Here is a 14,313-nt window from a genome sequence, read left to right on the forward strand (position 1 = left end):
TTGCCCGCCGTTCGCCGGACGCCCGAGGCCTCGCTCGAGCAGATCTTCCTGCGCGCCTCCGGCGCCCTGCCCCTGAAGAAAGGGGACGACCGCGGCCGGATCGTCGCCGAGGCCCTGGGCCATCTTCAGGAGGGCTTCGGGGCGCACTACGCGGCCCCGAGGGCCTCGGACGACGCCATCCTCGTGGGGGACACCTCCTACGCCTGGGCCGTGGACACGATCGCCCGGCTCGACGAGCCCCGCTTCGTCGGGGTGGCGAGCCGCATGATCCGGGACGGCGCAGGCGAGATCTCGCGCGGCGGCGCCGTCACGCTGGAGCTCTGGACCCCGCACCTCGCGCAGCTGCTCGGCATCATCTCCGGCGAGGACGAGGGTCGCTCGAAGGAGCGCATAAGGGCGGCGGCGGACGAGGTCTCCCGTGGCGCCGAGTAGCCCCCGGGCGGCGGACGGCGCGCCGAACCATCGCGGCGTCGCGGAGCGCGGGCGGCGTGGGTAGACGGCCCGCCCCGAGGGGGAACCTCCCCGAAGGCTCCCTCTCGACCGGCGAGGAGCGCGCCCGGCTCGTGCGCGAGATGTTCGACCGCATCGCCGGCCGCTACGAGCTCTTGAACACCCTGATGACGGCCGGCCTGAACCGCCTGTGGAACAGGGGCGCCGTCCGAGCCGCGGCCCTCGGGCCGGGCGATCGGGCGATCGACCTCGCCTGCGGGGCCGGGGCGCTCACCCGGGACCTCGCGAAGAAGGTCGGCCCCACGGGCTACGTGCTCGGCATGGACTTCTCGCGGGAGATGCTGAAGTCCGCGGGGACCCGCCCGCTCCCCAACGTCGAGTACAAGCTCGGGGACGCGACGGATCTGCGCGGCATCGAGAGCGGATCGTTCGACGCGGCCACCATCGCCTACGGGGCGCGCAACATCCCCAGCCTCGACGCGCTCTTCGGGGAGATGGCGCGGGTGGTGCGGCCCGGCGGGAGGGTCGTGTGCCTGGAGATAGCGCGGCCCGAGGGCCGGGTATCTGCTACCTTCTACGGGCTGTGGTTCGACAGGGTGGTGCCGTGGCTCGGCGCGAAAGTATCGGGGGATGCATGGGCGTATTCATATCTCCCCGAATCGGTGAAAGCATTCGTGGCACCGGACGAGTTAGCCCATATAATGAGGCGCAATGGATTACAAAACGTTACATGGCGGCCCAACGCTGGCGGCATCGTCACCCTCCACGTCGGGACGAAACCTGGCTGAGAGCGCCCGGCAGCTGCGCGACGCGCTCCCCGACGAGGCGTCGCGGAGCGTGTCGGCCGTGGAGGAGCGGCTCGTGGAGATCGCGAGCGTCGCCCCCTCGGGGCTCGTCGCGCCCGCGCTCGAGGCGCTCACCGCCGGCGGCAAGCGCCTCCGGCCGATCCTGATGGTCCTGTGCGCCCGCATGGGGCGGCCGGAGACCGGCGCGCTCCTCACCGCCTCGGCCGCCATCGAGGCGCTCCACACGGCCACCCTGATCCACGACGACGTGGTCGACAAGGCCGCTAAGAGGCGGGGCAGGCCGACGACGGTCGCCGCGTACGGGCGCGAGATCGCCGTGGCGACGGGGGACTACCTCTTCGCCGAGGCCTTTCACGGCCTCGCGGAGATCGGGGACCCTAGGCTCGTCCGGGCCTTCGCCGAGGCGTCGATGGGGCTGGCCGAGGGCGAGCTCGAGCAGTACCGCTCCTCGCGCGGCCCGGTCGAGGTCGAGGCGTACCTCGAGCACATCCGGATGAAGACCGCCGGGCTGTTCAGGGCGGCGTGTGTGGCCGGCGGCTCCCTCGGCGGGCTCTCGCTCAAGCAGATCGACGCTCTGGCGACCTACGGGCAGGCGCTCGGGCTCGCTTTCCAGATGTCCGACGACGTCATGGACCTCGTCGGCAAGCCGGGCCTGATGGGCAAGGGGATAGGCGCGGACCTCGCCGAGGGGACGGTGACGCTGCCGGTCATCTTCGCCATCAAGGAGGGCGACGCGGCGGCCATAAGGCGCGTGCTGGAGACGCCGAACCCCGCGCCGGAGGTGCTGGAGGCCGGGATCGAGGCCGTCCTCGCGACCGACGCGATCAACAAGACCGAGGCCTGGGCCCTGGGCGAGGTCGAGGCGGCCATAGAGGGCCTCTCGCTCCTCCCCGACGGGGCGGAGCGCGCGATCCTCGAGGCGATAGCCAGCGAGGTGGTGGGCAGGGATGCCTGAGCCAGCCGCGCCGCAGGCGTCGACCCCCCTCGGGCCGCGCCAGGGGGAGGTCCCCGGTCGTCTTTCCTCCCGGCGCGACGCAGACTCGAGCTTCCTCCCCAACCTTTAAGTGTCGCGGTTCGTGTTGCGCGTCGGTTTCGTCGACGGTCTGAGCTGCCTGCCCTTGCGCATGGGTCTGCAGGCGACCGGCGGTCTCGACGGGGTCGAACTCGTCGGCGGGGCGCCGGACGAGACGGACGCCATGCTCCTCTCCGGCGAGCTGGAGCTCGGGCTCGTCTCCTCGGCGAGCTGGGAGGGGAACCGCGACAGGCTCTGGCGCGTGCCGGGCTACGGCATCGCCTCCGACGGGCCGGTGATGGACGCGCTGCTCGCCGTGCGCAGGGGACGGTCGCTGCGGGAGGCCCGGAGCGTCGCGCTCGCGAGCGAGGCGGCGACGAGCCACGGCCTCGCCCGGGTGGTGCTGGAGCGCGTCTGCGGCGCCTCGCCCCGTTACGAGGTCGTCTCCCCGCGCCCGGGGTGGGCGCTCGCCGAGTACGACGCGGCGCTCTTCGTCGGGGAGGCCGCGCTGGAGGCTCGACGCCTCGGCGGCGTGGACACCGTGGACCTCGGGGAGGTGTGGCGCGAGTACGCGTCGCTGCCGATGGTCTACGCCGTCTGGGCGTCGCGCGGGGACCCGGCGAGGTACGGATTCTGGGCGGATCGGGTCGCCCTCGCCGTCGGCTGGGCGGAGCTCCACGCGGACGAGGTCGTGGAGGAGGCGCGCCGCCGCGGCGCCCCGGCGACGCCCGAGGACCTGAGGGAGTATTTCTCCGCCATCGGCTACCGGGTCGGTCTCAGGGAGGGGGAGGGCTTGAAGAGGTACCTCGCCGAGAGCCGGCTCCTGTCCGCCGGACCTTTCGGGAGGGTTAGCGCATAATAGGCGCCGTGCCCGCCGCCCAAAGGCGCCGGCCGCGACCGCGTAACCCGGATCTTTAGAAGAGAACGCCGCGGGCAGCCCGCGGCTCCACGGAGGAGGAGACCCGAGATGACCCGAGAGCTGATCCTGACCGCCGACCTCGTCCTCCCAGTCTCGGTCTCCCCCATCAGGGACGGAGCGCTCCTCGTCCGCGACGGGCGCATCTCCGCCGTCGGTCCGCTCGGGGACGTCGAGCGTAGCGCCCCGGACGCCGAGGTCCGCCGCTTCGCGGGGCACACGATCCTGCCGGGGGCGGTCAACGCCCACGCCCACCTGGGCTTTCGCAGAAGGGACAAGCCGGCCGGCGGCCCGTTCTCCGTCTGGCTGCGCGAGCTTATCTCCAAGCTCCCGGAGAAGGAGGCGTGGACCGCCGAGGCGGCGCGCGACTCGGCCCGCGAGGCCGTCGAGGCGGGCACGACGTATATGGCGGAGTCCTCGCCCTACGGGGAGTGCCTGCCCCAGCTCGCCGGGAGCGGGATGGCCGGCACCGTCCACGCCGAGTTCTTCCCGGGGGACTACGAGGGGATGGGGCCGCAGGAGAGGGTCGACGCGATCTTTGGGAGCGTCACGAAGATGCGCGAGGGCCTCCCCCCGAGGGTGGATTGCCAGGTCAGCGTGCACTCCCCATACACCGTGGATCCCGTCTCCGCCGGGCTCGCGGCGGTCAGGTCGCGCGAGGAGGGCGGACGGCTCGCCATCCACCTCTCCGAGAGCCCCGAGGAGGTCGAGTTCGTCTTCGAGGGGACGGGCGGGCTCGTGGACATCTTCGAGAGGGCCGATTGGGGCGGCCGGGGCGTCTCGCCGGTCCAGTTTTTCGAGGAGACGGGCGTCCTCGGGGCGAACGTAATCGCCGCGCATCTGGCGACGGCCGTCTCGGAGAACGACCTGGACATCCTGAGGACCACGAACACGGCGGCGGCCCACTGCCCGCGCTCGAACGAGTACCTCGAGTGCGAGGTCTCGCCGGTGCCGGCGATGCTGGAGAGGGGCATCAGGGTCGGTATGGGGACGGACGGGCTGTGGAGCAGCCCGAGCATGAACCTCTTCGAGGAGACGGTGGTCGCGGTCCGGCTGCACGGCTTGAGCGGCGCCCTCGCGCTCGAGCTTGCCACCCTCGGCGGCGCGCGGGCGCTCGGCGTGGGGGACGAGACGGGGAGCCTCGAGGTCGGCAAGTACGCCGACCTCGCGATCGTCGGGGCGGCCCCGAACGGCGACGACCCCGAGATGGCCGTCGTCGAGGCGGCGGCGGGCGGCGGGGTCGCGGCGACCGTGGTTTCGGGGGAGTTCGTATACAATCAGGCGAGCTCGTAAGGCTTCTTGGGAGAGTAAACCGTCATGATGATGAACCGGGACAAGCTCGGCCTGTGGACCAGGATCGGCGCCATTCTGCTGGCCGTCCTGTTCGTCCTCTCGTTCGTCCTCTTCGGCATAGGGTCGAACGTCAGCTACAACCCGCTGGACCTCTTCCGCAGCCCCGAGGACCAGCAGGCCGCGCAGCAGACCACCGGCTCCGAGGAGCAGATCGAGCGCGCCAGGGCCGAGCTCGAGGAGAACCCCGAGGACCCGAGGGTCATCAGGCGCCTCGCGGGCCTCTACCTCCAGAACGGCCAGACGAGCGAGGCCGTAAGGGTCCTCGAAGAGGGACGCGAGGCGGCGCCGAACGACCCGGCCATCCCGCTCGTGCTCGGCCAGGCCTACGATCAGCAGGCCCAGGCGCTCACCGACGCGGGGGAGCGCGAGGCCACCTACGCGAAGGCCGGGGAGGCCTACGTCGCCGCCGCCGAGATCGAGGAGAACGAGCGCAGGGACGCCCAAGCGTTCCTCCTCGCCGGGGCGGCCTACGAGCAGGCCGGCGACAAGGGCAGGGCGATCCAGTACTGGAACGAATACCTGGAGATAGAGCCCGAGGGCGAGCAGGCCGACGCCGTCAAGGAGCGCATCGGCACGCTGCTCCAGGGCGGGGAGACGACCGGCGCTGCCGCCGAGGGCGCGGAGGGTCAATGATCCGTGGCTCGACACAGGGCGTATAATGTTCTTGATGCGGACGAGGAAGATTAGGAGGCACGCGTGAACGCGGCGTTGATACCGGTTCTCGGCTCGGTCGGTCCGACGGAGTTGATCATCATTCTGACGATAGTTCTGCTCCTCTTCGGGGCCAAAAAGATCCCCGAGCTCGCCAGGGGCCTCGGCACCGGCGTGAGGGAGTTCAAGAGGGGCACCTCCGGTGCCGGCGAGAAGGACGAGGTCCGGGGCACCGACAAGAACGAGGCCATCGTCGGCGGTGGTGACGACGAGGACGCACGCCCGCAGGACTCCCGCGAGGACGGCGCGGACCTCGCCGCCGAGCGTGCCGCGAGGCGCACCGAGCAGCAGCAGCGCTAGAGCTACCCTAAAGCTTTCCCATGGCAGGCCGCCTGCGCATACCCGTAGGTCCGCGCGACGAAGCGCGGATGACCCTGATCGAGCACCTCGAGGAGTTCCGCTCGAGGCTCTTCAGGGTGGCGATCGCCTTCGTCCTGGCGTGCATCGGCACCTGGATCTTCCGCCGCCAGATCTTCGACTGGCTCCTGGAACCCGCCAACCTCGACAGGCTGACGTTCATGGGCCCCGCGCAGGGCCTCATGACGGACGTGAAGCTCTCCCTGTTCGCCGCCTTCCTGGTTACGATCCCCGTGGTCATCTACCAGGCCTGGATGTTCGTCGCCCCGGCCGTCGGCGAGGTGGGGCGCGCGTTCACCTACGTTATCGTCACCCTCTCCTCCCTGCTCTTCCTGGCGGGGGTCGCCTTCGGGTACTACGCGGTCCTCCCGGTCGGCTTGCAGTTTCTGCTGGGGTACGAGAGCGAGCGGTTCGAGGCGCTGCCCACGGCCGATACCTACCTGCCGTTCATAACCCGTACCCTGCTGGCCGCAGGGATCGTCTTCGAGCTGCCCGCGGCGACCTACGTGGGGGCGAAGCTCGGGCTCGTCACGGCGCCCACGCTGAGGCGGTTCCGCAAGCACGCCCTCATCGTCAACGCCGTGCTCGCCGCGGCGCTCACCCCGAGCCCGGATCCGTTCAGCATGGTCTTGATGGCCATTCCGCTGGCGATCATGTACGAGCTCAGCATCATAATCGCCCGTTTCGTCAACCCGATGGTCGCGCACGAAGAGGCCATGGAGAGCTCCCCGCTCTCCGACCGCCTCCCCGAAGAGGACGAGGCCGCCGCGGAAGACGAGCCCGAGGACCGCCCCGAGACGCGCCGGGACGACGAGCGCGCGCAGGAGCGGGACCTCTAGCTTCTTACGCGCTCCCTTGTAGCGCGCTTGATCGCGTAGTTACATGTAGCGTGCCGCGAGCAGACTTTTTGTTCTTTTTGTGGTAGAACCCCGTGTCGTGGAAGCAGGTAGCAGCATAGTGAATCCGGGGCTTTCCTACGGCTCGTCCGGCCCAAGCAGTGGACGAAGAACGGCTTCGTTCTCGCCGGGGTGGTCTTCGCGGGCGAGGCGTTGGACTTCTCGAGCGTCGTCCCGGCGCTGCTCGCGTTCGTGGCCTTCTGCGCGCTCTCGGGTCGGTGTACGCGGCGAACGACGTGTTGGACGTCGAGGAGGACCGCGGCCACCCGGAGAAGAGCAAGAGGCCGGTGGCTAGCGGGGAGATCCCGGTTCGCACGGCAGCCTTCTTCGCGGCCCTGCTGGCCGCCGCCGGTATCAGCCTCGCGTTCTTCGTGGCCCCGGGGGTCGGGCTCGCCGGCGTTGCTTACCTCTTGTTGCAGGCGCTCTACTCGCCGATTTTGAAGCACGTGGCGATCCTGGACGTGATGAGCATCTCCGCCGGGTTCGTGCTGCGGGCGCTCGCCGGGGTGGCGGCGGTCGGGGAGGCGATCTCCCCGTGGCTTATCGTTTGCACCGGGCTTTTGACGCTCTTTCTAGGCTTCTCCAAGCGGCGCCACGAGCTGGCCGCCCTCGGGGAGGACGCGGTGGTGCACCGGAAGAACCTCAAGGACTACTCCATCGACATGCTCGACCAGATGATGAACATCATGGTCGCGGCGACGATCATCGCCTACGCGATGTACACCTTCTTCGCCCACGAGGATCGGCTGATGATGGCCAGCATCCCGTTCGTGGTCTACGGGGTGTTCCGCTACATGCTCCTCGTCCACCGCAACGGCGGCGGCAACCCGGACACGCTGCTCCTCCAGGATCGGCCGCTCCAGATCACGCTGGTCCTGTTCCTGGCCGTGGTCATGTCCGTCATCTACTTCTTCTAGCGCCCCCTTGCAGAGCCTGAAACGCAACCTCGTCCTCGCCCTGGGGCTGAGCGTCGCCGTGTACCTCGCGATCGCGGTCCTGAGCGACCTCGGGGAGCTCGTGGAGGCCTTCCGGCGCTTCGACTGGCTTCTCGCCCCGGTGATACTGGGCCTCGTGGCGCTCTCCTACGCCGGGCGCTTCGTCCGCTGGGCCTACTACCTGCGGGTGCTGGGGATCTCGCTGCCCCTCGGCCAGAACGCCGCCATCTTCGCGGCGGGCCTGAGCATGACCGTCTCGCCGGGGAAGCTCGGCGAGGTGCTCAAGAGCGTGTTCATGCGCCGGGCCGCGGGCACGCCCGTCGCCCGGTCCGCCCCCGCGGTCGTCGCGGAGAGGGTGACGGACGGGACCGGCATGATCCTCTGGGGCCTGCTGGGCGCCCTGACCTTCGACTTCGGCCTGCAGGCCCTGATCGCGTTCTCCATCGCGATGGTCGGGGCGGTGGCGGTCTTCCGGTCCAAGAAGCTCTCGCTCCTGGCGGAGAGGGTGATGTCCAGGCTGCCGCTCCTCAAACGCCTCGCGCCGCACCTGAGCGAGTTTCACGGGCCTCCAACGAGCTTCTGGGGCTGCGCCCGCTCCTCGTCGCGACGGTCGTCTCGTTTCTCGCGTGGGGGCTTGAGATCGTAGCAGTCTATCTTTGCGTGGTGGGGATAGGGCGAGCGTGCCGTTCCTCGTGGTCGTGTTCATCTTCGCCGTAAGCTCCCTGGGCGGGGCCCTCAGCATGATCCCGGGGGGATAGGGGTCGCCGAGGCGGGGCTCGCCGGCGGGTTCAGGTTCTACGCCGGGCTCTCGGGCGGGCTCGCGGGCGCGCTGACGCTCCTGATCCGTCTCGCCACCCTATGGTTCGCGACCTTTGTGGGCATCGTCGGGCTCCTAGTGGTGCGCCGCGTGGTCGGGGAGCCGGTCGGCGACGTGGCCGACGAGGCGGCCTCCGCGGGCGAGGCCGGGGCCGCCGAAGGGGAGGACGAGACGCAGACCGTGCCGCCTGCGGAGCTGGATCGCAAGCCGTAGTACGGACGCGAGCAGACGTCCCGAGGCCTTGTACTGGCCGTTGGTGTTTCCGCCTTGTGTTATAAAATTTAAAGTATGCGACTTATCATTTCCGAAAAAGCCAACGCCGCGAAGAAGATAGCCCAGTTTCTCGCCGAGGATTCCGTAAGGGACGGCAAGCACCGGAGCGTCCCGCACCACACCTTCACCTGGAAGGGGGAGGAGTGCGTCTCCGTGGGCCTCAAGGGGCACGTGCTCAACCCCGAGTACCCGGAGGAGTACTCCAACTGGCAGAAGGTCGAGCCGTCGAGCCTCATCGACGCCGAGATCTTGAAGTCCGTCTCCGAGAAGGGGGTGGCCGAGGCCATCCGCGCCCTCTCCAAGAAGGCCGACAGCGTCGTCATCGCCACCGACTTCGACCGCGAGGGCGAGCTTATCGGGGTCGAGGCCCTGAGCCTCTCCTTCGAGGCGAACCCCGCGCTCATGGACCACGTCGAGCGCGCCCGCTTCAGCGCCCTCACCAAGGGCGAGGTCACCCGCGCCTTCGAGGAGCTCGTCGAGGTCAGCCGCGAGCTCGCGGCGGCCGGCGAGGCGCGGCAGGACATAGACCTGATCTGGGGCGCCACCCTGACCCGGTGGGTCTCCCGCGCGACGAAGCGCTACGGGAGCGCCTTCCTCTCCGTCGGCCGCGTCCAGAGCCCGACCCTCGTCCTCATCTCCGAGCGCGAGCGCGAGCGGCGCGCCTTCAACCCCGAGCCGTACTGGGAGATAGAGGCGAACCTCAGAAACGGCGAGGCCTTCGGCGCCCGCCACGCCGCCGGACGCTTCAAGGACGAGGCCGTCGCGAGGACCGCCTACGAGAACATGACGGACGTCGCCACGGTGACGGAGGTCAAGGAGAAGTCCGCCACCCGTCCCGCCCCGACGCCGTTCAACACGACCGGCTTCCTCACGGCGGCGGCGAACATCGGGATCAGCCCGAGCCGCGCGGCGCGCCTCGCCGAGGACCTCTACACCGACGGCTACATCTCCTACCCGCGTACGGACAACACCGTGTACCCCAAGAGCCTCGACATGCGCGAGGTCCTCGGGCAGCTCAAGCGGGTGGAGGGCGTCGGAGAGTACGTAGACGGGCTCCTCGCCAAGGGCGAGCTCACGCCGACGCGGGGCAAGAAGGAGACGACGGACCACCCCCCGATCTACCCGACCGGGCACGTCTCCAAGAACGCGCTGAGGGACGATCAGTGGAAGATCTACCAGCTCGTCGTCCGCCGCTTCCTCGCGACGCTCTCCGAGCCCGCCAAGACCTTGCGCACCACGGTTCGCCTCGAGAGCGGCGGCGAGCCGCTGGTCTCCGGCGGCACGGTCGTGACGCACGAGGGCTGGCTCGGCGTCTACCACTACGGCCGGCGCGCCGACGAGGAGATGCCGAAGCTCGAGGAGGGCCAGCCCGTCCGCGTCGAGGAGAAGGAGTTTCTCGCGAAGGAGACCCAGCCGCCGAGCCGCTACGGCCAGGGGCGCCTCCTGCGTGTCATGGAGGACCTGGGGCTCGGGACGAAGGCGACGCGGCCCTCCATCATCCAGAACCTCTACGACCGGGGCTACGTCCACGACGACCCCGTCGTGCCGACGGAGACCGGGATGGCGGTAGCCAGGGCGCTCAAGGACTTCGCCTCCGAGATCGCCACGCACGAGATGACCGCCGAGCTCGAGCGGAGCATGGACGAGATCTCCGAGGGCAAGACCTCCAAGGACGCCGTCGTCGACGAGTCAAGGGACGTACTCCGCAAGGTCTACGAGCACCTCCAGAGCTCCGAGACCGAGTTCGCGGACATCGTCTGGGACGGCATCCGGGAGGACTCCATCCTGGGCCCGTGCAAGAAGTGCGGCAAGAACCTCACGATCCGCAAGGCCAAGAAGAGCGGCAAGCGGTTCGCCGGGTGCGAGGGCTACCCGGACTGCGACCAGACCTACTCGCTGCCGCCGCGCGGCGAGATCATCCCGCTCGGCACCCTGTGCGACGCGTGCGGCTCGCCCGAGATAAAGGTCGTGAGCTTCGGCCGGCGGCCCTGGATCACGTGCATCGACATGTCCTGCCCCAAGCAGCAGGAGCGGCGCCAGGCCATCGCGGAGGCCAGGGCCGCGAAGGAGAAGGAGGCGGCCGCAAAGGCCGCCGAGGACGGGGACGCCGAGGGGGGTGACGGCGCATCGAAGAAGACGCGCGCAAAGACGACGAGAAAGAAGCCGGCCGCGAAGGCCGCGGCGAAGCCGAAAGGCGCGGCCGCCAAGGAGCCCGTGAAGTCCACCACGTAGGGGAGAGGATAGACCTCGCCGAGGGCGAGCCCGACGCGCGCCCCCCGTCCGTAGCGGTGCGTGCGGGGGGACACGCTCTCTTGTGGACCCTCGCCGCCGTCGTTTGCTATGCTGGCGCGCTGTAGCTGATACATCTTTGAGACCGTAAGGAACCTGATTTGGCCCCTGTTATCGGAGTGACGGCGACCCTCAAGCAAGACGTGGAGCAGCGCGACACGCGCCCCTTGGGCACCTACGTGCGCGCGGACCTCGACTACGTGGCGGGGGTGGCCCAGGCCGGCGGCGTCCCGGTGGTGCTGCCGCCGTTCGTCGAGGCCGCCGAGGAGATGGTGCGGGGGATAGACGGGCTGCTCCTGAGCGGGGGGAGCGACCTCGACCCGAGCTACTACGGGGAGAGCGCCATCCCCGAGCTCGACGTGACGCTGCCGGAGCGGGACGTGTTCGAGATGGCGCTCCTGGAGCACGCGCTCGATCGCGGGCTGCCGGTCTTCGGCATCTGCCGGGGGCTACAGGTCCTCAACGTCGCGTTCGGTGGGACGCTGTACCAGGACCTCCCGTCTCAGCTCAACCCCGCCCTGATCGCGCACCGCCAGCTCTACCCGAAGTGGGAGTGGACGCACGAGGTCGAGCTGGAGGAGGGGAGCGCGACGCGGGAGATCATGGCCGTTCCCTCCTCGCGCGTGAACTCCTACCACCACCAGGCGGTGAAGGACCTCGCGGAGCCCTTCAGGGCCGTCGGCCGCTCGGTGGACGGTATCGTGGAGGCGATCGAGCACCGCAACCTCTCGGAGCGCTGGATCGTCGCGGTGCAGTGGCACGCGGAGGCGATGCGCGAGGGGGACGTCGGCCCCGAGCACCGAAACCTCTTCAAGGCCCACGTCGCCGCCGCGGAGCGCCACGCCCTGAAGAGGGCCGCAGCTTAAAGCGGTTGGTCGCAGAGCCCACCCGCGGCCCCTTCGTCACCGTGGAGGGCCTGGACTTCTCCGGCAAATCCACCCTCGTCTCCCGCCTCAAGGACGAGCTGGCCGGGCTCGACCCCCCCGTGTACTTCACCCGCGAGCCCGGTGGCGCCGCCGCCGCCGAGCGAGTACGCGCCCTGCTCCTCGACCCCGAGCTGGAGATGGCCGCGTGGACGGAGGCCTACCTGTACGCGGCGGCCCGCGCCGAGCTCGTGACGCGGGAGATCCTGCCGCGCCTCGGGCGGGGCGAGACCGTGGTCTGCGAGCGGTTCCTGGATTCCAGCGTCGCCTACCAGGGCTACGGCCGGGGCCTGGGCGCGCGCGAGGTGCGGGACCTCAACTCCTGGGCGGTCGGCACCGTCGTGCCGGACATGACCTTCTACCTGCGCCTCGACGGGGAGGAGCGGGCGCGTCGCGCCCGCGGGTCCGAGGCGCCGCTCGACCGGATCGAGCGCGTCGGCGACGAGTTCATGGGGCGCGTGGAGGTCGGGTTCGAGGAGATCTCGCGCGCCGAACCCGGACGGGTGCGCGTCCTCGACGCCTCGCTCCCGCCCGCGGAGCTCGCCGGGACCGTCCGCGACGAGATCCTGGGGCTCAGGGCCGGGTGAGTACTTTCGACGGCCTGGTCGGGAACGAGCCGGCGCTCGGCATCCTGAGCCGCGCCCTCTCCTCCGGCGACATCTCGCACGCTTACCTGTTCCACGGTCCCCCGGCGTCGGCAAGGAGACGGCGGCGCGGAGGTTCGGGGCGGCGCTCGTCGGGGCGGGGACGCTCTCGCCGAGGACCGCGCGCTCAGGGGCCTCCACCCGGACCTCACGACCGTGGAGCCGGAGGGGCGCTTCACCACGATCGGGCAGATCCGGGAGGTGGTGCGGCTCGCGACGAGCCGGCCGTTCGAGGGGCGCGGCGCGTCTTCGTGCTGCGGGCGAACACCCTCAACGTCCAGGCGGCCAACGCCCTGCTGAAGACGCTGGAGGAGCCGGAGGGCGGGGCGGTCTTTCTGCTGCTCGCGGTCTCGCTGGAGAGCGTGCTGCCGACGATCGTCTCGCGCGCCCAGTCCATCCGCTTCAACCCCGTCCCGCGCGAGGAGGTCGTCTCCTTTCTCCTCGCGCGGGGGTACGGCGAGGACGAGGCGCGTCTCGCGGCCTCGCTGGGCCGGGGGAGCGTCGGGCTCTCCTTGCGCTACGCGGCGGAGGGCGAACTCAGGGAGCTGAGGGAGGCCGTCCTCGGGGCCGGGTTCTTGTTCTCGGCGAACTTCGAGGAGCGGGCGCGGGCGGTCGAGGCGCTCGTGGCCCGGGCCGAGGAGGTCGGCGCGGCCCGGGAGCGTGAGGTCCTCGCGGGCTACGAGGACGGGCCGGACCGGAGGGCGAAGGACGCCGCCAAGAGGCTCGGGCGGGCGGCCCGCGACGGGGCGGTGGCCGAGGCGCTGGAGCTTCTGGCGCTGCTGTACCGGGACGCGGCGGTGTCGGCGGCGGGGGCCGGGGAGCTCGTGGCGAACACGGATCGGGTTGGGGAGATTCGGGCGCGCGTCGAGGAGCATCGCGGGGCGGACTGGGGCGGGGCGGCGCGGATCCTGAGGGAAGCCGGGGAGGGGCTCCAGTATAATGTCCCTCCAGAGGCGATCCTGGAGGTGGCGCTATCTCGGACACGGCGGAAGATACTCGGGTAACTCCCCCGAGGAGCTGCCCCGGCTGGTGGACGTTCGCATCCCCGGCGCCGGGGTCGCGAAGCTCTGCTACGCCCGCGACCTGGATCTTCGGGTGGGCTACAGGGTCGTCGTGCAGACCGAGAACGGCGAGTTCGTCGGCCGGGTCGCCCTCACCCCGAGGCGCCGCGAGCCCTACGTCCAGCCCTACGACATCCTGCGCGTCCTCACGGAGGAGGACGAGAGGGAGGAGGACGCCAACCGGGAGCTCGGGCGCGAGATCCGGATCGAGGCCCAGAAGCTCGTCCGCGACCACCGCGTCAAGGACGTCGCGTTTATCGGGTGCGACGTCTCCCTGGACGGCTCGTACATCGAGGTGAAGTACGAGACGAACGGGCGGCCGGACCTCGGGGCGGTTCGCCGGGGGCTGGAGCGGCGCTACGAGGCGAGGGTCCTGTTCAAGCGCTTCACGTTTATCGAGCGCTCCTCGGACATCGGGGGCTGCGACGACTGCGGGGTGCCCCTGTGCTGCGCGACCTGGAGCGGGGCCAGGAGCATGGGCCCCGTCAACGTCCGGCTCGCCAAGCAGCAGGGCGTGACGCCGAACGACAAGATCATGGGCTGCTGCGGCGAGGTGAAGTGCTGCATGCGCTACGAGCACGACGCCTACAAGGAGTTCAAGGAGCGGGCCCCGTTCAAGAACTCCGTCGTGACGCTCGAGGGCAAGGAGGGCAAGGTCGTCGACTACTCGATGGTCAAGGACTCCGTCGTCGTCCAGTTCGGGCCGAAGAGGAGCGAGCGCGAGCTCGTACCCCTGGGCCGCCTCGTCCCCGAGAACCCGAGCGTCGTCCCCGCCGACCCCGAGGAGTGGGCGAGCCCCGAGACACCGGAGGCCGCGTCGGAAGAAGAGCCGGAGGCCCCCGGGGACGGCCCTGGAGAGGGCTCCTAACC

The 14,313-nt window shown here is 70.2% G+C and carries 16 protein-coding genes; all 16 read left to right on the top strand.

All coding sequences use genetic code 11. The features are described from left to right. Positions 1-432 (top strand): hypothetical protein, encoded by a 432-nt coding sequence (locus GBA65_RS06935; protein ID WP_166395942.1) that lies wholly within the window; start codon positions 1-3, stop codon positions 430-432. A gap of 56 nt (positions 433-488) precedes the next feature. Next, positions 489-1,238: a class I SAM-dependent methyltransferase gene (locus GBA65_RS06940; protein WP_166395943.1), complete on the top strand. Its 750-nt coding sequence runs from the start codon at positions 489-491 to the stop codon at positions 1,236-1,238. 49 nt (positions 1,239-1,287) lie between these two features. Beyond that, the gene (locus GBA65_RS06945; RefSeq protein WP_166395944.1) at positions 1,288-2,211 is read left to right on the top strand and encodes a polyprenyl synthetase family protein; all 924 of its coding nucleotides are present in this window, start codon (positions 1,288-1,290) and stop codon (positions 2,209-2,211) included. A 121-nt stretch (positions 2,212-2,332) separates the two neighbouring features. After that, positions 2,333-3,127, top strand: a complete 795-nt coding sequence (locus GBA65_RS06950; RefSeq protein ID WP_166395945.1) for a menaquinone biosynthesis protein — start codon at positions 2,333-2,335, stop codon at positions 3,125-3,127. Between the two features lie 108 nt (positions 3,128-3,235). After that, on the top strand, positions 3,236-4,477 hold the full coding sequence (locus tag GBA65_RS06955) for an amidohydrolase family protein (RefSeq protein WP_166395946.1): 1,242 nt from the start codon (positions 3,236-3,238) through the stop codon (positions 4,475-4,477). Between the two features lie 24 nt (positions 4,478-4,501). Continuing rightward, positions 4,502-5,170 carry a tetratricopeptide repeat protein gene (locus GBA65_RS06960; protein ID WP_166395947.1) on the top strand — a complete coding sequence of 223 codons (669 nt, stop codon included), beginning with the start codon at positions 4,502-4,504 and terminating at the stop codon, positions 5,168-5,170. Positions 5,171-5,233: 63 nt separating this feature from the next. Beyond that, a complete protein-coding gene (gene tatA / locus GBA65_RS25080; RefSeq protein WP_207956208.1) occupies positions 5,234-5,548 on the top strand; it encodes a twin-arginine translocase TatA/TatE family subunit in 315 nt (104 codons plus the stop codon). A gap of 68 nt (positions 5,549-5,616) precedes the next feature. Next, positions 5,617-6,444: a twin-arginine translocase subunit TatC gene (gene tatC, locus GBA65_RS06970; protein WP_166395948.1), complete on the top strand. Its 828-nt coding sequence runs from the start codon at positions 5,617-5,619 to the stop codon at positions 6,442-6,444. 293 nt (positions 6,445-6,737) lie between these two features. Further along, positions 6,738-7,418 (top strand): UbiA family prenyltransferase, encoded by a 681-nt coding sequence (locus tag GBA65_RS06975; RefSeq protein ID WP_166395949.1) that lies wholly within the window; start codon positions 6,738-6,740, stop codon positions 7,416-7,418. Between the two features lie 7 nt (positions 7,419-7,425). Then, the gene (locus GBA65_RS06980; protein ID WP_166395950.1) at positions 7,426-8,082 is read left to right on the top strand and encodes a lysylphosphatidylglycerol synthase transmembrane domain-containing protein; all 657 of its coding nucleotides are present in this window, start codon (positions 7,426-7,428) and stop codon (positions 8,080-8,082) included. Positions 8,083-8,310: 228 nt separating this feature from the next. Further along, positions 8,311-8,466, top strand: a complete 156-nt coding sequence (locus GBA65_RS24105) for a hypothetical protein (RefSeq protein ID WP_228281729.1) — start codon at positions 8,311-8,313, stop codon at positions 8,464-8,466. 75 nt (positions 8,467-8,541) lie between these two features. Beyond that, complete coding sequence (locus GBA65_RS06990; RefSeq protein ID WP_166395951.1) at positions 8,542-10,758, top strand: DNA topoisomerase I; 2,217 nt, start codon at positions 8,542-8,544, stop codon at positions 10,756-10,758. 158 nt (positions 10,759-10,916) lie between these two features. Then, positions 10,917-11,681 carry a gamma-glutamyl-gamma-aminobutyrate hydrolase family protein gene (locus GBA65_RS06995; protein WP_166395952.1) on the top strand — a complete coding sequence of 255 codons (765 nt, stop codon included), beginning with the start codon at positions 10,917-10,919 and terminating at the stop codon, positions 11,679-11,681. 5 nt (positions 11,682-11,686) lie between these two features. Continuing rightward, positions 11,687-12,325: a dTMP kinase gene (gene tmk / locus GBA65_RS07000; RefSeq protein ID WP_166395953.1), complete on the top strand. Its 639-nt coding sequence runs from the start codon at positions 11,687-11,689 to the stop codon at positions 12,323-12,325. A 308-nt stretch (positions 12,326-12,633) separates the two neighbouring features. Continuing rightward, on the top strand, positions 12,634-13,386 hold the full coding sequence (locus tag GBA65_RS07005; RefSeq protein ID WP_166395954.1) for a hypothetical protein: 753 nt from the start codon (positions 12,634-12,636) through the stop codon (positions 13,384-13,386). 25 nt (positions 13,387-13,411) lie between these two features. Then, the gene (gene ricT, locus GBA65_RS07010; RefSeq protein WP_166395955.1) at positions 13,412-14,311 is read left to right on the top strand and encodes a regulatory iron-sulfur-containing complex subunit RicT; all 900 of its coding nucleotides are present in this window, start codon (positions 13,412-13,414) and stop codon (positions 14,309-14,311) included. Positions 14,312-14,313: the final 2 nt, after the last annotated feature.

Source organism: Rubrobacter marinus (assembly GCF_011492965.1).
GTDB classification, from domain to species: domain Bacteria; phylum Actinomycetota; class Rubrobacteria; order Rubrobacterales; family Rubrobacteraceae; genus Rubrobacter_F; species Rubrobacter_F marinus.